This window comes from Paraburkholderia sp. (assembly GCF_028283785.1).
In the GTDB taxonomy this organism is placed as follows: Bacteria; Pseudomonadota; Gammaproteobacteria; order Burkholderiales; family Burkholderiaceae; genus Paraburkholderia.
In genome coordinates this window covers 1,088,979-1,108,853 of the sequence record NZ_JAPWKB010000019.1, presented here as the reverse complement: position 1 = coordinate 1,108,853, position 19,875 = coordinate 1,088,979, and the positions used below count along the sequence as shown (strand labels likewise).

Sequence of the window (19,875 nt, the reverse complement as noted above, 5' to 3'; positions counted from 1 at the left end):
GAGACATGACCCTGATCGCCCGCAACGTGATCGGCATCGCAGTGCTGCTGCTGATCGCCTACCTCTTCTCCACGAACCGCCGCGCGATCAGATTGCGCACCGTCGTGCCCGCGTTGATCGCTCAAGTCGGCATCGGCGCGTTCATGCTGTTCGTGCCGTTCGGCAAATCCGTGCTCGCCACGGCGGCCACCGGCGTGAACAACGTGCTCGGTTACGGCCAGGCCGGTATCGAGTTCCTGTTCGGCGGTCTCGTGCAAACGAAGATGTTCCAGATATTCGGCGACGGCGGTTTCGTATTTGCCGTGCGCGTGCTGCCTGCCATCATCTTCGTGACCGCGTTGATCTCGGTGCTCTACTACCTCGGCGTGATGCGCTGGATCGTGATCGTGCTCGGCACGATCTTCCAGAAACTGCTCGGTGTATCGAAGCTCGAATCGTTTTCGGCGGTGACCACCATCTTTCTCGGCCAAAGCGAAATGCCCGCGGTCGTGAAACCGTTCACGCGCGATATGACCGGCGCGGAAATGTTTGCGGTGATGTCGAGCGGAATGGCGGCGGTCGCGGGATCGGTCCTCGCCGGCTATGCGGGACTCGGCGTGCGGATCGACTATCTGCTGGCCGCGTCGTTTATGGCGGTGCCCGGCGGCTTGCTGTTCGCGAAAATCATCCATCCTTCGACGGAACCGAGCCGCGTCACGCTCGACAATCTCAGCTTCGACGAAAAACGCCCGGCGAACGTGATCGAAGCGGCAAGCTCGGGTGCGACCGTCGGCTTGCGGATCGCGGCGATGGTCGGCGCGATGCTGATCGCTTTCGTCGGCCTGATCGCGCTGCTCAACGGACTGGTCGGCGGGATCGGCGGATGGTTCGGGCATCCGGGGCTCTCGCTGCAAACCATTCTCGGCACGATTTTCGCGCCGCTCGCGTATCTGATCGGCGTGCCGTGGAACGAAGCGTCGATTGCGGGAAATTTTCTCGGCCAGAAGCTGATTCTCAACGAGTTTGTCGCGTATGCATCGCTATCGCCGTATCTGAAGGATGCGGCGAGCGTGACGGCCGCGGGCCTCCAGGCGCTCGATCCGCGTACGATTGCGATACTGTCGTTCGCGCTGTGCGGCTTCGCGAATTTCGCGTCGATTGCGGTGCTGACGGGCGGCTTCAGCGCGGTCGCGCCCGAACGGCGCGCGGAGGTCGCGCGCTACGGCCTGCGCGTCGTGCTGGCCGCGACGCTGTCGAACCTGATGAGCGCGACCATCGCGGGCATGTTCGTCACGCTTCAATAAGGAATCACCATGACACTCGAACAACTACTGGAGCGCGCGAACGTCGCGCGGGAGCGCGCGTATGCGCCCTACTCGAAATTCAAGGTCGGCGCGGCGCTGCTGACGCACGACGGCCGCGTGTTCGACGGCTGCAATGTCGAAAACGCGTCATACGGTTTGTGCAATTGCGCGGAACGCACCGCGTTTTTCAGCGCGATCGCGGCGGGTTATCAACGCGACCAGTTCGCCGCGCTGGCCGTCACCGGCGACACCGACGGCCCGATCTCGCCGTGCGGCGCATGCCGCCAGGTGATTATCGAACTCGGCGGCCCGGACTTGCCGATCCGCCTCGGCAACATTCGCGGCGACACGCGCGACACCACCGCGCGCGAACAACTTCCCGACGCGTTCTATCTATGAGTCTGCACAAGGTCATTTACGACACCGATCCCGGCGTCGACGATGCGATGGCGCTGGTGTTCCAGGCGTTGCATCCGGACATTGAACTGCTTGGCGTGACGAGCGTATTCGGCAACGCCACCATCGACACCACGACGCGCAACGCCCTCTTCCTCGCGTCGCGTTTTGCGCCCGGCGTGCCGGTTTCGCGCGGCGCCGCCGCGCCGCTCAGGCGCGCCGCGCCCGAGCCGCTCGCGTGGATCCACGGCGACAACGCGCTGGGCAATATCGAACTCGGCGAGATCGATGGTTCGGCGCTCGATGCCCGTCCCGCGCACCGCTTCATCATCGACACCGTGCGCGCACATCCTCGCGAAGTGACGTTGCTGGCGGTCGGTCCACTGACCAATCTCGCGCTCGCGCTGGCCGACGACCCGCAGATCGCGTCGCTGGTCAAACAGGTCGTGGTGATGGGCGGCGCATTCGGCACCGGCGGCGTGCTCGGCAACGTGACGCCCGCGGCGGAAGCGAACATTCTCGGCGACCCCGATGCGGCCGATATCGTGTTCGGCGCGGCGTGGCCGGTGGCGATCGTCGGGCTGGACGTCACGCAAAACACGATCATGTCGACGGACTATCTCGCATCGATCCGCGATCGCGGCGGTGCCGCCGGACAATTCGTGTGGGACGTGTCGCGCCACTACGAGCAGTTTCATCGGGACAGCGCGCAACTCGCGGGCATTTACGTGCACGATTCGTCGGCGGTCGCGTACCTGGTCGCGCCGCAGTTGTATACGACGCGCAGCGGACCGGTGCGCGTGCTGACCGAAGGCATTGCGGTCGGACAAACCATCCAGAAACCGTCGACGATGCCGGTTCCCGCACCCGACTGGGACGCGCGTCCGTGCTGCACCGTGTGCATCGGCGTACAGGTCGACGCGATGCTCGCGTTGTACGAACAGACGCTTTGCGCCGCGCGATAACGGGCGCATCACGTTCCGCCAGACACCGGCACACAAACACGCGCACAAACAAAAACGCCCGCATCGCTGCGGGCGTTTTCGATTCGGCAGTGCGCCGTGACCCAGCGTTCAGGCAGCCGCGTCCATCGCGTCCTGCGTCAGCCACACGGACGCGCGCAAATCCTGCTCGTTCAGGTTCAGTCCGTCGCCGCCGCGATCCACGACGATGAAATCGCTGACGTCGTCTAGCGCGAGCAGCGGATGATGCCAGACGCCTTTTGCATAGTTCACGCCCTGCCAGCCGCTCGTGACGAATGCGCGGATCTTCGCCTCGTCGAGTTCGCCGGCCGGCGCGACCACCACCAGATACGGCTTGTCGTTCAACGGCACGAACGCCTGACTGCCGAGCGGATGCCGCTCCAGCATCTTCACCTCGAACGGCAACGCACGCGGCTGTCCGCGAAACAGATTCACCAGCGTGCGGCCGCTCTCGTCCGTCACGTCCACTTTCGCCAGATCGTGATAGCGGATCGTCGTGCCGAGGTTGATCGGAATCTGCTTCGCGCCTTCGAGCGCGATCACGTCGCCGAACGGCGCGAAAGCTTCGCGCGTCAGCGGCTCGATTTTCAGCGTGGCGAGCGTTTGCGTTTCGCTGCTCATGATGCGAGCGTGCCCCACAAGCGCAGACGCGACACGCCACCATCGGGGATGATGTTAAAGCGCACGTGCGTGACCGGGCCGAGCGCGGCCAGTTCGCTTTCGAAGTAATGCTGCTTGTCCATCTGCAGCTTCTGTTCGCCGAGCAGAACCGGCCAGAACATGGCTTGCGTGATCAGCGAGCTATCGGTGCCGCCGGTGACGCACGCGGCCTGGATCGAGCAGCGGTCCGGATAGTTGCCTTTGAAGTGCGCGGTATCCACTTCGATTTTTTTGATCACGCCCGGCTGCGCGAGCGCGATGATCGCCCAGTCGTTGCCCGGTTCGCGGCGACGACGGGTTTCCCAGCCGTCGCCCATGTTCACGCCGCGTCCCGGCATCAGCAGCGTCGATGCCGAGCCGAAGTGCTGGTTGTTCGCGCCGACCAGATACGCGCCGTTTTCCATCGCGGCGAGGTCGAACAATTCCGTGCGGCTCGCGCCCGCCCAATCGATTTGCGGTTGGCCGTACACGCGCAGACGCGCGATGCCGCCGTCCGGATAGATGTTCACGCGCAAATGCGTGAACGGCTTGTCCGCGGCGACGTCGAGATAATGATGGCTGTTGCCTTGCAACGAGGTGGACGGCACGATCTCGGTCCATTGCGTGGACTGGTTCGGTGCGCCGTCCGCGACATACGCCGCTTCGACCGATGCCGCCGGCGGGAAGTTGCCGGTGAAATGGCTCGTATCGAGATCGAGGCCTTTGATCACGCCCGGACGCGCGAGCTTGACGATGCACCAGTCATAGCCGCTGACGCGTTTGCGACGCGTTTCCCAGCCGTCCATCCACTTGCCGTGTTCGTCGTATTTGCCGGGAATAAAGACGGCGGGCTCCGGATTCAGCATCCGCGCCATCGGCGCGAAGAAGTCGTCGCTGGCTTCGAGCGCCTCGGCGCCGAGACGCGGGTCCGCCAGATTCACATAGCGGCGCGTGAAATCGGGTGCGTTGGGATCGAGAGTCGGGAGTGCCATCTGTGTCTTCCTTGAAATTGAGGGGTGCTGAAACCGCTTCTGACCTGTGCTCGTTTTGCGCGATCGACGCGCGTGGAGTGCTCGAACGCGCGCGACGCGTCACGAACGCTCACGCATCGATCAGATCGTCGAGCCTGAAGCGGGCAATCCGGTAAATCTGGTCGAGACTCGTGCGGAGTTCGTCCGCGCGACTGTTGTTCACGCGCGCCTCGAAGTTGGCGATGATGCCGTGCCGGTCGTAGCCGCGCACCGCGAGAATGAACGGAAAACCGAACTTCACGCGATACGCGTCGTTCAACCGGACCAGCGTGTCGAATTCCTGTTGCGTGCATTGATCGAGGCCCGCGCCGCTTTGTTCGCGCGTCGATTCCTCGGTCAGTTCACCACGCACCGCCGCCTTGCCCGCAAGCTCCGGGTGAGCGTTGATCAACGCAAGCTGTCGGGCTTCGCCGGCTGTTTCGACCGCCTGCGACATCGTGCGATCCAGCGTGTCGATATCGGCATACGGCCGTTGCGCGGCCGCGATTTCCGCGACCCACGGCGAGTGTTCGAAAATCCCCGACAGCGCGGCGACGAAGGCGTCGGTGGAGATGCGATTCAACTGGTCGAGTGTGTAGTGCATAACCTTCATTCCGCGACCTCGCGGTTTCCGGACGGTTGAGCCGATTGGGCGTCGCGTGCCGACGACTGATACGGATGATGTTCGCGCCAGTGCTGCGCGATATCGACCCGCCGCGTCACCCACACCCGATCGTGTTTTTCGATATGGTCGAGAAAGCGCTGCAATGCGCGGAACCGGCCCGGACGGCCGAGCAACCGGCAATGCATGCCGATCGACAGCATTTTCGGCGCTTCGTCGCCCTCTTCGTACAGCACGTCGAACGCATCGCGCAGATACGTGAAAAAATGGTCCGCCGTGTTGAACCCTTGCGGACTGGCAAAACGCATGTCGTTGGTGTCGAGCGTGTACGGCACGATCAGTTGCGGCACCTTCGCGCCGCCTGTCACCTCGACGTCCATCCAGAACGGCAGATCGTCGCCGTAGTAATCCGAGTCGTACAGGAAGCCGCCGTATTCGGCCACCAGACGGTGCGTGTTGGGACTGTCGCGGCCCGTGTACCAGCCGAGCGGACGCACGCCCGCGACGCGCTGGATCGCCTCCATGCCGAGGCGCATGTGCTCCGCTTCTTTCTCCGGGCTCATGTCCTGATAATGGATCCAGCGATAGCCGTGGCAGGCGATCTCATGGCCGAGTTCGACAAACGCGCGTGCGACATCCGGATGACGCTCCAGCGCCATCCCGACGCCGAATACCGTCAACGGCAGGCTGCGCTTTTCGAACTCGCGCAGAATCCGCCACACGCCCGCGCGCGAACCGTATTCGTAGATGGATTCCATGCTCATGTGACGCGCCGGATATGCCGCCGCACCGACAATTTCCGACAGAAACTGCTCGGAACCGGGATCGCCATGCAGCACGCAGTTTTCGCCGCCTTCTTCGTAATTCAGCACGAATTGCACGGCGACGCGCGCACGTCCTGGCCAGTTTGCCTGCACCGGATGGCGGCCGTAGCCGATCAGATCGCGCGGATAGTTCGAATCGAGTGGCATGGTGTCGAAAAGCTGCGGGTTGGCAAAAAGACGGGTTGATGGACGGAAAATCGCTCCGCCCGCATGAACCGGCACGTCGAAAACCGGAGTTGTCCGATTCGCGCACGGCGGAACCCAGTGTAGCGAAAACACTCGGGTGCGCCCATACACCGGCGCAGATAGTGCGTGTCAGACGAGGTGTATGTGCCGCCCGCCGCCCGCGCCTGAGTTCGCGCGCGCGGCCGCCCGCCGCCGCACTTCAGGACGCTTCAGCGCGCGTCGCCCGGCGGGCTGAAGCGTGCGAATTCCCCGTCGTATTGCTTCGGCAAAGGCCTCGCGTAGTCGCCTCGCTTGGCCGTGCGCAAACGCAACGACACCAGCGCCTCGACCCATTTGACCGCCGCCGTCACCCCTTCGACGACCGGCACACCCAGCGCATTCTCGATTTCCGCGCACAGTTCGGCCATGCCCGCGCAGCCGAGGACGATTGCGTCGGAACCGTCTTCGTCGAGCGCGCGACGGCATTCGTCGAGGATGATCCCGCGCGCCGCCGACCCCGGCCGGTCGAGTTCGAGAACCGCGACATCGGTGGCGCGCACGTTGCGGCAAAAGCGCGTCATCCCGTAGCGTTCCGCGAGATGCCACGCCATGCCTTTGGTGCGCGCCAGCGTCGTCACGACCGAAAAGCCCGGCGCAAGCACGCTCGCCGCATGCATCGCCGCTTCCGCGATGCCGATCACCGGCCCGCGCGCCAGTTCGCGCGCGGCATACAGGCCGGGATCGCCGAAACACGCAATCACGTAGCCGTCGTAGCCGTCACGCTCGCCGGCGGCGATTTCGGCGAGCAGACCGGGCGTCGCCAACGCTTCGTCGTAATAGCCTTCGATCGACGGCGGTCCCATCGACGGACTCACCGCCGCGATTTCGGTGCCGGGCGCGGCGACTTCGCGCGCGCATCGGCCCATCGCATCGGTCATCCGTTGCGTGGTGTTCGGGTTGATCAGTTTGATGCGCATATCGTCTCCTGCAAGGTGCGCGCAGACGCGATTACTTGAACGTCAGCGCGCGATAGAACGCGCCGCCGAGCAACGCACCGATAAACCACGAAAAGTTCGCGAGCGCGTTCAGCGACGGCGTCATCACGCAGACCACCGCAATCACCGCGGCGGGCAGCAGCGCGCCCACGGCCTTGTAATTCACGCCGTTGCGATACCAGTACGCACCGTGTTCCGACACCGTGTACAGATCGTCGAGCACGACTTTCTGACGCTTCACCAGATAGTAGTCAACGATCAGGATGCCGTACAAAGGACCGATGAACGAGCCGAGCACGTCGAGCGTGTAATGGATCACGGCCGGGTTGTTGAACAGGTTCCACGGCGTGATGAAAATCGACGCGACCGCCGCGAGCATGCCGCCCGCGCGCCACGAAATCAGACGCGGCGCGACATTCGAGAAATCGAAGGCCGGCGACACGAAATTCGCAACGATATTGATGCCGATCGTCGCAATCGTGAAGGTCAGCGCACCGAGAATCACCGCGACCGGGTAATCGATCCGGCCGACCGTTTCGACCGGGTCCGTAATCAGCTGGCCGAACACGGGCAGCGTCGCCGACGTGGTGATCACCGTCACCAGCGAAAACGCGAGGAAGTTGACCGGCAAGCCCCAGAAATTACCGCGACGCACGCTGGCCGCACTTTTGCCGTAACGCGAAAAGTCCCCAAAATTAAGCATCGGACCGGAGAAATACGACACCACCAGCGCGATGGCCGTAATCATCACCGGCACTACTTGCGCACCGTGATATTTGACCTCGCCGAGGTTCAGCCCGATGTTGCGCCAGCCCGCGCGATACACCATGTAGCCGGCGAGAATGAACATCACGACATACACAGCCGGACCAGCGAAATCGATGAATTTCTTGATGGTCTCCATGCCGTGCCAGAACACGAACGCCTGCAACACCCACAGCAGCATGAAACCCGCCCAGCCGACCGTGGACAGCCCCATGAAACCGTGCAGATGGACGTCTGCGTAAGGCATCAGTTGCGGGATGAACTTGAGCAGCACGATCACGAGCGCGCTCGATGCAAGATAGGTTTGAATGCCGTACCACGCGACCGCGATCAGGCCGCGAATCACCGCGGGAACATTGGCGCCGAGCACGCCGAAGGTTGCGCGGCACGCGACCGGATACGGCACGCCGCTTTGCTGACTCGGTTTGGAGATCAGGTTGCACAACACGTTGACGATGCCGATACCCACCAGCAACGCGATCAGCACTTGCCAGCTGGTCAGGCCGAGCGCAAACAGACTGCCCGCGAATACATAGCCGCCGACACTGTGCACGTCCGACATCCAGAATGCGAAGATGTTGTACGCGCTCCAGTTCTGCTCGCGCAAAGGTGCGAGGTCTTCGTTGTAGAGCCGCTCGCTGTAGGTCTTCGGCACGGACGGATCGCCGGGACCGTCGCCGTCGTTGCTGTCGCCGCCATCGAAAGCGGGAAGAGCCGGATTACCGGGTGCTGCACCGAATTGAGCCATGACATCTCCTGGAATGAACAGCGAGAGCGATCGAAGAAGATTTGCATCGGCCATGCCAGGCACGGTTTTGGGCGCCGGTCGCAGACGCGATCGACCGGTTTGCTTCCGTCTGGCAGGCGTGAGCGCTGGGCGCGTTGTTGTGTTTTGGGTTGCGTAAATCGACTTGCTAAATGGGCTTGCTTTGCGCGGTGCGTTCGCAGAGCCCGATGCAGCGCCTCGCGCCGGGCGCAGGACGAGCGTCGTCCTGCCGCGTTGTCGCGACACTTTCGTTTTCAGTGCAGTTTCATTCGAACCCGCGCGGGAGTTGCGCGGCGATCGCGGGACGACGGCTCGATGATCCCGGCGATGCCCGCTCCGGCAACGCTGCCGGACCGGTTACTGTGCGTGCGCACCGTTTTGAGCGGGCGGCGACGCCGTGCTTCAGATTGGCGCGGGCTTCGCGCCCCGTTCGCCGAACACTTCCTGGAGATCGGCGGCGCCACGCGCGGGCCGATCGAGCATCTTCAATTCGACACTTTGCAAATGACGCGCCATCAGCGTGGCCGCGTGCTGGGCGTCGCCCGCGTCGAGCGCGACGAGGATCGCCTCGTGATCCTCGAACGAACACGGGCTGCGCCCAAGCGATTCGTACAGCGCGGAAATCAGCGTCGATCGCGCGACGAGTCCGCTCAGGCATTCGCACAACACCGTGTTGCCCGTCAACGCAGCCAGTTCGGTGTGAAACTCGCCCGACAGCCGGATCCACGCGGAAAAATCACGCGCTTCGAACGCCTTGCGTTCCCGGCCGATCATCGAGCCGATGCCCTTCAAGCGACGCGGACCATGGCCGTTGCAAATCTTCTCGACCACCGCGAGTTCGACGATGCGCCGCATCTCGAACACTTCATGCACTTCCTGCAACGACGGACTGGCGACGAATGCGCCGCGATTCGGTTCGAGATCGACGAGGCGGTCGGTTGCGAGTTGCGCGAGCGCCTGACGGATCGTGCCGCGTTTCACGTCGAACACTTCGCAGAGCTGCGCTTCCGTCAGCTTTGCGCCCGGCGCAAGCCGATGCTCGAGGATCGCGGCGCGGATGCGCTCGGCGATCGCTTCGGGCTTCGAACCATTTGACGCGGTGTGTTCGGTCGTGGACATGGATATGCGTTTCCTTATGTGTGTCATCTTAGGATGGACATAAAGATTGTCAACAATTTCAGAATTCGCCGGATGGAAAATTGTTGGATTTGCTGCTCGTGGCTCGCTATGCCTGAGGAAATATTGACTCTATCTGCCGCTGTATCAATGACTTGGGATGTAGACCTCACTCGTTGCGAGCAAGAACTTTGTCAACAATCCTTTGGGAGGACGTTAGCGAATCCGATTTGCGCATGGATTCAAAAGCTAGGCGGTTAGTTGCTTTTGACACGTAAAAATAAAGCGGGCATCGCCCGCTTCGCTACTGACTTTCCGCTGTCCGCTGTCCGCTGTCCGCTGTCCGTGAAAACGCGTCGACGTGTAGCCGTCAACCGAGATGAGGATATCCCGACGCCGTCAGCGTAAAGCCGTGCGCCCCCGCAACGAGATGCGCATCGGCACCGACCGGCAACGTCACCATGTCCGGCACATGCCCGAACTGCAAACCGGTGATCACGGGAATGCCGACAACAGCCCTCACCTGCTCGATCATCGCCTGCAGGTCGTAGCCGTTGTCGTACTCGTACGGCTTGCCCCCCGAAAATTCGCCGAGCACGAGCGCCTGTTGTCGCTCCAGAATGCCCGCCAGATGTAGTTGATAGATCATCCGTTCGATCCGGAACGGCTGTTCGTTCACGTCTTCGAGAAACAGGATGCCGCCTTCGACGGGCGGCATATACGGCGTGCCGATCAGCGCGGCGAGCACGGCCAGATTGCCGCCCCACAAGGTGCCGGTGACGTCCACCTCACGCGCCTGCGGGATCGTCCCGCTGACGGTGATCTGCGGCTGCGTGAGCGCGCTCCAGAAATGATGCATCGTGAAGTCGCTGACTGTGTGATCGCCGAAATTGCTGACGAGCATCGGGCCGCCGAAGGTGGTCAAGCCTGCGCGCGCGAGCAGCGCCAGTTGAATCGCGGTGAAATCGCTGTGGCCGACCAGTGCAACCGGCTGATCGCGCAGACGCGCCTGCAAACCTTCGTAATCGAGCCCGTGCAGGATACGCACCGCGCCATATCCACCGCGCACCGCTAGCACGATATCCGGCAGATCGCGCGACGGGTCCGCGAGCCGGTTCAACTCCGCCGCGCGCTCGCCGTCGGTGCCGGCAAAGCGCTGATAGCGACGCTGCGTCGCGTCCGCGCCGCCGATCGTATGTCCTGCGGCGTGAAGCCGCTTCAGCGCGCGATGCACCGCCTCCTGGTCGTGCGGATAACCAGACGGGGCAATCAGCTCGATGGTGCGATGAACGGTCATGGCAAGGCCCGGATTGGATCGACGTTAGAGTTTGGGAGATTGCTGGATGCTGTGTGCTGCTGGAAACTTTGCGCTGCGAGGTATTCGTGCTGCTGGATGCTACCGGCTACATGACAGATGACGCGCGGCTGGGAAACGCCGAACTGCGGACCGAATCAGGCTACACCGCCGGATTATCGGAATTCGGTTCACTCCGCGCCGCCGCACGCGCTTCGCGGCTTGCGCGACGCCGTTCCGCAAAGAACGATTTTAGCGCCGCGCCGCACTCCTCTTCGAGCACGCCGCCTTCCACCGAGGTATGGTGATTCAGTTGCTCGTTCGCAAACGCATTGACGACGCTGCCGCACGCGCCGGTTTTCGGATCCCGCGCCCCGAACACGACCCGCGCGATACGTGCATGCATGATCGCCCCGGCGCACATCAGACACGGTTCGAGCGTCACGTACAACTCGCAACCAGGCAAACGGTAATTCTCGACGGCGAGCGCGGCCGCGCGCAATGCCGCCATTTCCGCATGCGCCGATGGATCGTGCGTACCAATTGGATGATTGAAGCCGGTCGCGATGACTTCGCCGTCCCGAACGAGCACCGCACCGACCGGCACTTCACCGGCCGCGCGCGCCTGTTCTGCGGCAGCTTGCGCGAGCAGCATGAAATGGCGATCGCGCGCGGAAACTGTGGATGGGGAAAGCGAAGAGGTGGAATCGACGGCGGCAGCGCACGTCGTTTCGTCAGACGGAATCGCAGAGGTGCGATCCGCATCGACGGAAGCGAGATCAGAAACGGGTACGGGTGCCGGAGCACAAGCCGAAGCGGGCAAATCCGGATCCGCCTGCTGCACGCGTGGCTCAGCGCGCAGGTCGGTCGTCACTGCGGCCCCGCGGCGTTACGCGCGACAACCGCCGCGCGTTCCGTCAAACGCTCCGCGATCCGGCGACAATATTCACGCGGAAGCACCAGCGGTCCGCCCCGCAACGATTCGATCGCCATATCCAGCGCAAGCAGATGCGCTTTCAGCTGACAGCGCGTGGCCTTGTCGCCGACGGAATCGATCTCGTCCTGAAGGTCGCGCAATGCGCGCAACTGCTCCGCTGCCGGCGGCACGAAGCCGGCATTCTTCAGGATCCGGTTGGCGACCCGCACTTCCTCGGGAACCAGATCGTCGTCGAGCGCCAGCGGCAAGCGGGCACCCTGTAATTCGTCGAATTCACCACGCGCGGCTGCGGCGGCAATACGTTGTTCGACTAACGCATCAAGCAATTTCATCGGCAATCCACTACGTTGCGGCCCACGCATTCTATCAGGCTGCCGCATCAACTTTCGATGCACAAACCGACGATTCCCCCTGGATTTCGGAGTTGTCTTATTTTCGTCATACACGCAGTCAGCTAGCGTTTCCGCCTCCGGCCCAGCGCGGTTCGGTAGTACGACAAGCGCCGTCGGCAGGAGCGCCATAATGGGCGTGGCCGACGGCCGTTCGGCACGCCGGCGTGCGCTTTGCTGTTCACTGTGTATTTGCATCGTCATTACTCCTGGCCTCGACCATGACACCCGTTCAACAAAGCCTTTCCATCGCTTCCCGCGCGTGCTGTCCCCTATCCACGGACTATCCGCGCCCGCCACGACGCGTGCATTGGCGCCCAGTCACACGCGCCGCCCTCGCCGCGCTGATTGCCTGCGCGGCGCTGTCGGGCTGCGGCGTGTTCTGTGGCGGCGCAGGCGGCAGCAGCGGCGGATTTGCCGGTGGTTGCGCGACGGGCGTGCGCTTTTAAGCCCGACCTCTGCCGAACGGCTAACGTCCGCCATCGCCTCACAAAGCGCTTGCAGTCCCGCTCGTCCGACGTACAATACTGTACATCCATACAGTATTCGGTGGTATCGTGGAATTGCAAAAAAAACTTGAGGTTCTCGCAGACGCAGCGAAATACGACGCATCGTGCGCCAGCAGCGGTGCGCCCAAACGCGGCTCGCGCGGCCTGGCCGGGTTGGGCGCCAGCACCGGCGCGGGCATTTGCCACAGTTTCACGCCCGACGGGCGCTGTGTGTCGCTGCTGAAAATCCTGCTGACCAATTTCTGCCTGTACGACTGTCAATACTGCGTCAATCGCCGGTCGAGCAACGTGCCGCGCGCCCGCTTTACGCCGGAAGAAGTCGTCGATCTCACGCTGGATTTTTACCGGCGCAACTACATCGACGGGCTGTTTCTGAGCTCGGGCATTATCCAGTCGTCGAATTACACGATGGAACAACTGGTGCGGGTCGCGCAGTCGCTGCGGGAAGACCACCAGTTTCGCGGCTATCTGCACCTGAAGACCATTCCCGACGCCGATCCCGAACTGATCGCGCAAGCCGGCCGGTATGCAGACAGGCTCAGCGTGAATATCGAGTTACCAACGGATAGCAGCCTCCAACAACTCGCGCCCGAAAAGAACGTGCGCACCATCAAGCTCGCAATGGGTTCGATCCGGCTCGCACAGGAAGAAGCGCAAAGCGACACCAACGCGCCCAAATTTACGCCCGCCGGGCAAAGCACCCAGATGATCGTCGGTGCGGACCAGACCGACGACCACACCATTTTGCAAACCGCGCAGACTCTGTACGGCTCGTACAAGCTAAAGCGGGTCTATTACTCGGCGTTCAGCCCCATTCCCGACAGTCCGTCGGCGCTACCTGCGCAAGCACCGCCGCTCTTGCGCGAACACCGTCTGTATCAGGCCGATTTCCTGATGCGCGGCTACGGTTTCAGCGCGGACGAACTGTTCAACGGGCCGGGCAATCTGTCGCTGGAGATCGATCCGAAGCTCGCGTGGGCGCTTGCACATCGCGACCGTTTCCCCGTGGATCTGAACCGTGCCCCACTGCGGATGATCGCGCGTGTGCCGGGCATCGGCATGCGCAATGCGGAGCGGCTGGTGGAATTGCGGCGCTCGCGGCGCGTGCGTTACGCGGATCTGCTCCGGTTGCGTTGCTCGATGGAGAAGATCAAACCGTTCGTCGTCACGCAAGACTATCGGCCGGCGCTGCATGACGCGTCGTCCGAACGGTTGAGGCGCGTGCTGACGCCCCCGCCCGTGCAACTCGCTCTGCTGTAACGCATCCGCGTGGACATGGAAGCGATGCGCACCATCGTTATCGAAGACAGCTATCCGGCATGGCGCCGCGCTGCGTTGGCCGCATTGGGCTCGGAAGTATCGCCGGAATGCATCGAATGGCGCGCCGCCGACAGCGGCGTCGAAATGCACTCGCCCGGTCTATTCGACGGTGACAGCGTCGCGCTTCCTGCTGCGAGCACGCTCGCCGACTCGCCCGTGCCCGCCGTCCACATTTCGAAAGACCTCGCCGCGTTGCTGAGCGATGCCGCGCTGTATCGCGATCCGTACCGCTGGGCGTTTCTGTACAAGGTGCTGTGGCGATGGCACGGCGGCGACCGCTCGGTCGCGTCACCCGCGGATGAAGACGGCGAGCGTCTGTACCAGATGGCAAAGGCGGTCCGTCGCGACAAACACGACATGATCGCTTACGTGCGCTTCCGCAAGAACGACGCGCCGCCCTCCGCGCCCGATTGCGGCGGTCCCGAATACGTTGCATGGTACGAACCTGAGCACGACGTGTTGCCGTGGGCGGCGGAGCATTTTTCGCAGCGCATGGGCCGCGCATCGTGGTTGATCACGACGCCGCGCGGCGCGGCGTTCTGGGATGGAAACGCGCTGCACATCGAGAACCGTCACGCGCTGTCCGCAGACCACGCGCCCGCGTCGGCCGACGAAGCCGAAGCACTCTGGCTCGCCTACTATAAAAGCACCTTCAACCCGGCTCGCCTGAACCCGACCGCGCTCGAACAGCATCTTCCCGTGCGGTTCTGGAAGGGCTTGCCCGAAGCGCATCTGATTCCGGCAATGATCAGCGAAGCGAAGAGCGGCGCCCGGCGCATCGCGCAGGCAAGCGGCGTCGGCGCGCTCGGCGGCAAGACCGTCGCAGTCGACGCCGAGCAGGCGCAACCGGCGCGCGAACGACCATCGTCGCTCGACGCATGCCGGCGCTGCGAACTCTGGCGTCACGCCACGCAAGCCGTGCCCGGCGGCGGACCGCACAACGCGCGAATCATGTTGATCGGCGAGCAGCCAGGCGACCAGGAGGATCTGGCGGGCAAGGCGTTCGTCGGTCCGGCCGGGCAATTGCTCGACACAGCGATTCAGCGCGCGGGGCTGTCGCGTGTCGATCTCTATCTGACCAATGCGGTCAAGCACTTCAAATGGGAATTACGCGGCAAGCGGCGTCTGCACAAAACGCCGGGGCAGCGCGAAGTCGAAGCGTGCGCGATCTGGCTCGAACAGGAACTTGCGACGATCAAACCGACTGTGATCGTCACGCTCGGCGCGACCGCGTTGGGCGCGGTATTGCACGAGAAGGTCAGCATGCGCGACTACGTCGACGCGCCGGTTCAACTCGACACGGCGTGGCTGGTTGCGACCTATCATCCGTCGTATGCGCTGCGTCAGCGGGACGATGATGAGAGAGAGCGTGTGCTTGGTGAGATCACCGCAGCATTGAAGCGGGCGAAGGGGCTGGTGGAGTAAACGGGAACAGCGGGCAGTTCGAAAAACGGGTGGGGTCGGCGTGAGCGGCGCGCGCCGCGTCGGCCAATAAAAAAGGCGCCGAAGCGCCTTTTTTCTACCTGCTTATTCCCACTCGATCGTCGCCGGCGGCTTACCCGAAATGTCATACACGACGCGGTTGATGCCCCGCACTTCGTTGATGATCCGGTTCGACACGTGACCCAGCAGTTCATGCGGCAGATGCGCCCAATGCGCCGTCATGAAATCCTGCGTTTGCACGGCACGCAACGCGACCACGTATTCATACGTGCGGCCATCGCCCATCACGCCCACGCTCTTCACCGGCAGAAACACCGCGAACGCCTGGCTCGTCAGTTCGTACCACGACTTGCCGGTTTCCTTGTCGATCGTCGTGCGCAGCGTTTCGATGAAAATCGCGTCCGCGCGACGCAGCAGATCGGCAAAATCGCGCTTCACTTCGCCGAGAATCCGCACGCCCAGACCCGGGCCCGGGAATGGATGACGATAGACCATCGCCGGCGGCAAACCGAGCTTCACGCCGAGTTCGCGGACTTCGTCCTTGAACAGTTCACGCAACGGTTCGAGCAGCTTCAGATTCAGCGTTTCCGGCAAGCCGCCCACGTTGTGGTGGCTCTTGATCGTATGCGCGCCCTTCTTGCCCTTGCCCGCCGATTCGATCACGTCCGGATAGATCGTGCCCTGCGCGAGCCATTTCGCGTCCGTCAACTTGCCGGCTTCCGTCTGGAACACTTCGACGAATTCCGCGCCGATGATCTTGCGCTTTGCTTCCGGGTCCGTGACGCCGGCCAGTTTCGACAGGAACGCTTCGCTGGCATCGACGTGAATCACTTTCACGCCGAGGTGATCGGCGAACGTGGCCATCACCTGCTCGGCTTCGTTCAGGCGCAGCAGGCCGTGATCGACGAAGACGCAAGTGAGTTGATCGCCGATCGCGCGATGCAGCAACGCCGCCGCCACCGACGAATCCACGCCGCCCGACAAACCGAGGATGACGTGCTCTTTACCGACTTGCTCGCGGATCTTTTCGACGGCTTCGTCGACGTAATTGCCCATTTCCCAGTCGGGCTTCGCATCGCAGATGCCGAGCACGAATCGTTCGAGCATCGCGCGGCCTTGCACCGTGTGCGTGACTTCCGGGTGCCATTGCAGGCCGTAGAAGTGGCGCGCTTCGTCGGCCATCGCCGCGATCGGGCAGGATTCGGTGGACGCCATCAACTGGAAGCCCGGCGGCATGTCCAGCACCTTGTCGCCGTGGCTCATCCAGACTTTCAGCATGCCGTGACCTTCCGGCGTCGCGAAATCCTGAATGCCATCGAGGAAACTGGTGTGGTTACGCGCACGCACTTCCGCGTAGCCGAACTCGCGCATATGGCCGTTATCGACCTTGCCGCCGAGTTGTTCGGCCATTGTCTGCATCCCGTAGCAGATGCCCAGAACCGGCACGCCGAGTTCGAAGACGCTTTGCGGCGCGCGCGGCGTGTCGGTGTCGACGACCGAATTCGGGCCGCCCGACAGGATCACGCCCTTCGGCGCGAATTCGCGGATGAAGTCGTCGCTGACGTCGTACGGATGGATTTCCGACAGCACGTGCGCTTCACGGATACGGCGTGCGATCAGTTGGGTGACTTGCGAACCGAAGTCGAGAATCAGGATCTTGTCATGCATGGCAGCGGACGGTGTCAAAAGAGAACGGATACAGAAAGCCGCGCACAGTGCGCGGCGTCGAATTCAAAGCGGTCTGGACGGTGGACAGCGCGCTGGGCCGCCGGCACGACCGGCGACGGGACATCTTGAAAAGCAGCGACACAACCGGCATTGGGGTGAATCGGGCACATTGGACGCAACGACCGCGGCGCAAGTGGCGCACGCTCGCATCACGGCATTCGGCACCTGGACGACGCGGCGAAATCTGGCTCGCGTCAACCACGAAGCGGCGGCCGGGGCGTTGCAGCATCCGTCGCGCGATCCGTTGAAGCATCGGCGGCACGTTCTCTGGCCGCTTCTTCACGCGCTCGCAACTGCTCTTCCTCGATGCGTGCCTCTTCACGTGCGCTCAACGGCGCGACCGGCCGCGACGATCCGGCGACATGCGCCGAGCTCAGCCCGGCAGCAGGATTCAACGGCGGCACCGGCTCGACGATCGGCTTCGTGCGGTACACCGGATCGACCTGAGTGACGATCGGCTCACGAACAGGCGGAACCTCAGACGTCGGCGCCACGCCGAAGCCCGGCGCAACCCGTTCCGCCTCGCGTTCGCGGACCACGTCTTTCTCCGCACGCCGCTCTGCGCGTCCGGCGGCGGTGGCTTCAGCCAACCGCACCCGCTCCCGCTTGCGCACCGCGCCCGACAGCCTCACGCTGCCCAGACCGAGCACCAGCAGCACCGCGCCCGTCAAACCGGCGACAAGCTGACCGAAGCCCGTCAGCGACGGCGTATGCAGCCCGAGCAGCCAGACCAGCATCAGCAGACCCGTCAGCCACGTAACGTGACCGATTACCTTGGCCCCCGTGGTGGTCAGCGCCCCGTCGATCGATGCGTGCAATGCAAGCCACGCCAGCCCGATCAAGGCAACCCCAAAACCCTGTCCGACCAGCACAGGTTGCGTCTGCACCAGTTGCAGCGCGTTGTACAACGAAGTCCACGGTGTCAGCAAAAACAGCAGGCCAAAAGCCAGCAACACCAGCGCATCGACGATCAGTACAGCGCGGAGCAACGGTTTCATTGGCGATTAGTCCACGTGGTAGTTGGGTGCTTCCTTCGTGATCTGCACATCGTGCACGTGCGATTCACGCATACCGGCCGACGTGATTTCCACGAAAGCCGCCTTCTCGTGCATTTCGTCGATCGTGCGGCAACCGCAGTAGCCCATCGACGCGCGCACGCCACCGATCAACTGGTACAGGATTGCATTGACCGAACCCTTGTACGCGACACGGCCTTCGATGCCTTCCGGCACGAGCTTGTCGATATTGGCCGAGTTGTCCTGGAAGTAGCGGTCTGCCGCGCCGTCCTTCATCGCGCCGACCGAACCCATGCCACGGTACGACTTGTACTGACGGCCTTGATACAGGAATACGTCGCCCGGCGCTTCTTCGGTGCCGGCGAACATGCTGCCCATCATCACGGCGTTCGCGCCGGCGGCCAGCGCCTTGCTGACGTCGCCCGAGAACCGCACGCCGCCGTCGGCGATGACCGGCACGCCCGTGCCCTTCAGCGCGTCCGACACGTTCGCGATTGCGCTGATTTGCGGCACGCCCACGCCTGCGACGATACGCGTCGTGCAGATCGAACCGGGACCGATTCCGACCTTCACGCCGTCAGCGCCGTATTCGACTAATGCCTTCGCGGCATCCGCCGTAGCGATATTGCCGCCGATCACTTCGACGTGCGGGAAGGTCTTCTTGACCCAACGCACGCGCTCCAGCACGCCCTTGCTGTGACCGTGCGCGGTATCGACGACGATCACGTCGACGCCCGCCTGCACCAGCAGCGTCACGCGCTCTTCGTTGTCCGCGCCGACACCCACGGCCGCGCCCGCGCGCAGCTTGCCGTGTTCGTCCTTACATGCGTCCGGGTGTTCGGTCTGCTTGGTGATGTCTTTCACCGTCATCAGCCCGCGCAGTTCGAATGCGTCGTTGATGACCAGCACGCGTTCGAGGCGGTGGCTGTGCATCAGCGCCTTGGCTTCGGCCAGCGGCGTGCCTTCCTTGACGGTCACGAGACGCTCGCGCGGCGTCATGATCGTGCGGACCGGTTCGTCGTAACGGGTTTCGAAACGCAGATCGCGGTTCGTCACGATGCCGATCAGTTGCGCGCCTTCGACCACCGGGAAACCGGAAATGCCATGTTGCTGCGACAGCGCCATCACGTCGCGCACTTTCATTTGCGGCGGCACCGTGATCGGATCGCGCACGACGCCCGATTCGAAACGCTTGACCTTCGCGACTTCGCGCGCCTGTTCGGCCGGGGTCAGATTCTTGTGGATGATGCCCACGCCACCCATTTGCGCCATCGCGATCGCGAGGCGGCCTTCGGTGACGGTGTCCATAGCGGCGGACACGAGCGGCATGTTCAGGGAAATGTTGCGGGTCAGCCGGGTCTTCAGGCTGGTGTCGCGCGGCAAAACGTCGGAGAAAGCCGGGACGAGGAGCACGTCATCGAACGTGAGTGCTTTTTGGATCAGACGCATGGCAAATCCTATAGGCGCAAAAGCGAATTATACGCGATACCTCCCCGGTTTTCACTGCACGAACAGCAGGTTAGGAAGTTTCCGATAGATTTTTTTACGCTTTTACCCGCTTGAATTTCGCTTCGCCGTTCGGGTCGCGTTCGATCGGGTTTCGTTTGCGCGTTCGCCGTCGCGACGGGCGATACGGGCAAACTTACCGCCACGTCTGGCCGACGGCGCGCCCGGT

General features: G+C 63.1%; 18 protein-coding genes. 5 read left to right on the top strand and 13 right to left on the bottom strand.

Going from position 1 to position 19,875, the window contains the following annotated elements; genetic code table 11:
- The first annotated feature begins 5 nt into the window (after positions 1-5).
- The 3 genes from PW947_RS27265 to PW947_RS27255 are packed head-to-tail and all read left to right on the top strand — an operon-like array spanning position 6 to position 2,644.
- Positions 6-1,283: a NupC/NupG family nucleoside CNT transporter gene (locus PW947_RS27265; RefSeq protein WP_299635479.1), complete on the top strand. Its 1,278-nt coding sequence runs from the start codon at positions 6-8 to the stop codon at positions 1,281-1,283.
- Between the two features lie 9 nt (positions 1,284-1,292).
- Positions 1,293-1,682, top strand: coding sequence for a cytidine deaminase (locus PW947_RS27260; protein ID WP_299635478.1), 390 nt, complete (start codon positions 1,293-1,295; stop codon positions 1,680-1,682).
- Positions 1,679-2,644: a nucleoside hydrolase gene (locus PW947_RS27255; protein WP_299635477.1), complete on the top strand. Its 966-nt coding sequence runs from the start codon at positions 1,679-1,681 to the stop codon at positions 2,642-2,644. Before PW947_RS27260 ends, PW947_RS27255 begins: the two co-directional genes overlap by 4 nt.
- 108 nt (positions 2,645-2,752) lie before the next feature.
- On the opposite strand, the gene PW947_RS27250 is transcribed toward PW947_RS27255, so the two are convergent.
- The 10 genes from PW947_RS27250 to PW947_RS27205 all read right to left on the bottom strand — a co-directional run bounded on the left by PW947_RS27250 (position 2,753) and on the right by PW947_RS27205 (position 12,127).
- Positions 2,753-3,283, bottom strand: coding sequence for an ureidoglycolate lyase (locus PW947_RS27250; RefSeq protein ID WP_299635476.1), 531 nt, complete (start codon positions 3,281-3,283; stop codon positions 2,753-2,755).
- Positions 3,280-4,293 carry an allantoicase gene (gene alc, locus PW947_RS27245; protein ID WP_299635475.1) on the bottom strand — a complete coding sequence of 338 codons (1,014 nt, stop codon included), beginning with the start codon at positions 4,291-4,293 and terminating at the stop codon, positions 3,280-3,282. Before alc ends, PW947_RS27250 begins: the two co-directional genes overlap by 4 nt.
- 109 nt (positions 4,294-4,402) lie before the next feature.
- A complete protein-coding gene (uraD, locus tag PW947_RS27240; RefSeq protein WP_299635474.1) occupies positions 4,403-4,924 on the bottom strand; it encodes a 2-oxo-4-hydroxy-4-carboxy-5-ureidoimidazoline decarboxylase in 522 nt (173 codons plus the stop codon).
- Positions 4,921-5,904: an allantoinase PuuE gene (gene puuE / locus PW947_RS27235; protein ID WP_299635473.1), complete on the bottom strand. Its 984-nt coding sequence runs from the start codon at positions 5,902-5,904 to the stop codon at positions 4,921-4,923. The genes uraD and puuE overlap by 4 nt, the downstream gene beginning before the upstream one ends.
- Positions 5,905-6,152: 248 nt before the next feature.
- Positions 6,153-6,899, bottom strand: coding sequence for an aspartate/glutamate racemase family protein (locus PW947_RS27230; protein ID WP_366146144.1), 747 nt, complete (start codon positions 6,897-6,899; stop codon positions 6,153-6,155).
- A gap of 31 nt (positions 6,900-6,930) precedes the next feature.
- Entirely contained in the window at positions 6,931-8,430 is a 1,500-nt protein-coding gene (locus PW947_RS27225; protein ID WP_299635472.1) for an NCS1 family nucleobase:cation symporter-1, read from the bottom strand.
- Between the two features lie 420 nt (positions 8,431-8,850).
- On the bottom strand, positions 8,851-9,567 hold the full coding sequence (locus PW947_RS27220; RefSeq protein WP_299635471.1) for a GntR family transcriptional regulator: 717 nt from the start codon (positions 9,565-9,567) through the stop codon (positions 8,851-8,853).
- Positions 9,568-9,934: 367 nt separating this feature from the next.
- Positions 9,935-10,861 (bottom strand): muramoyltetrapeptide carboxypeptidase, encoded by a 927-nt coding sequence (gene ldcA, locus PW947_RS27215; protein WP_299635470.1) that lies wholly within the window; start codon positions 10,859-10,861, stop codon positions 9,935-9,937.
- 160 nt (positions 10,862-11,021) lie between these two features.
- Positions 11,022-11,603 (bottom strand): tRNA adenosine(34) deaminase TadA, encoded by a 582-nt coding sequence (tadA, locus tag PW947_RS27210; RefSeq protein ID WP_299636041.1) that lies wholly within the window; start codon positions 11,601-11,603, stop codon positions 11,022-11,024.
- Positions 11,604-11,728: 125 nt separating this feature from the next.
- Complete coding sequence (locus PW947_RS27205) at positions 11,729-12,127, bottom strand: DnaJ family domain-containing protein (protein ID WP_299635469.1); 399 nt, start codon at positions 12,125-12,127, stop codon at positions 11,729-11,731.
- 614 nt (positions 12,128-12,741) lie between these two features.
- On the opposite strand from PW947_RS27205, the gene PW947_RS27200 reads away from it, so the two are divergent.
- Positions 12,742-13,953 carry a putative DNA modification/repair radical SAM protein gene (locus PW947_RS27200; RefSeq protein WP_299635468.1) on the top strand — a complete coding sequence of 404 codons (1,212 nt, stop codon included), beginning with the start codon at positions 12,742-12,744 and terminating at the stop codon, positions 13,951-13,953.
- A gap of 24 nt (positions 13,954-13,977) precedes the next feature.
- Entirely contained in the window at positions 13,978-15,438 is a 1,461-nt protein-coding gene (locus tag PW947_RS27195; protein ID WP_299635467.1) for a UdgX family uracil-DNA binding protein, read from the top strand.
- A 102-nt stretch (positions 15,439-15,540) separates the two neighbouring features.
- Here PW947_RS27195 and guaA read toward each other — a convergent pair whose 3' ends face one another.
- From guaA to guaB, 3 genes are all read right to left on the bottom strand, one after another.
- Positions 15,541-17,124, bottom strand: a complete 1,584-nt coding sequence (gene guaA / locus PW947_RS27190) for a glutamine-hydrolyzing GMP synthase (protein ID WP_299635466.1) — start codon at positions 17,122-17,124, stop codon at positions 15,541-15,543.
- A gap of 254 nt (positions 17,125-17,378) precedes the next feature.
- Entirely contained in the window at positions 17,379-18,182 is an 804-nt protein-coding gene (locus tag PW947_RS27185) for a hypothetical protein (protein WP_299635465.1), read from the bottom strand.
- Positions 18,183-18,188: 6 nt separating this feature from the next.
- Positions 18,189-19,649 (bottom strand): IMP dehydrogenase, encoded by a 1,461-nt coding sequence (gene guaB, locus PW947_RS27180; protein ID WP_299635464.1) that lies wholly within the window; start codon positions 19,647-19,649, stop codon positions 18,189-18,191.
- Between the last annotated feature and the right edge of the window lie 226 nt (positions 19,650-19,875).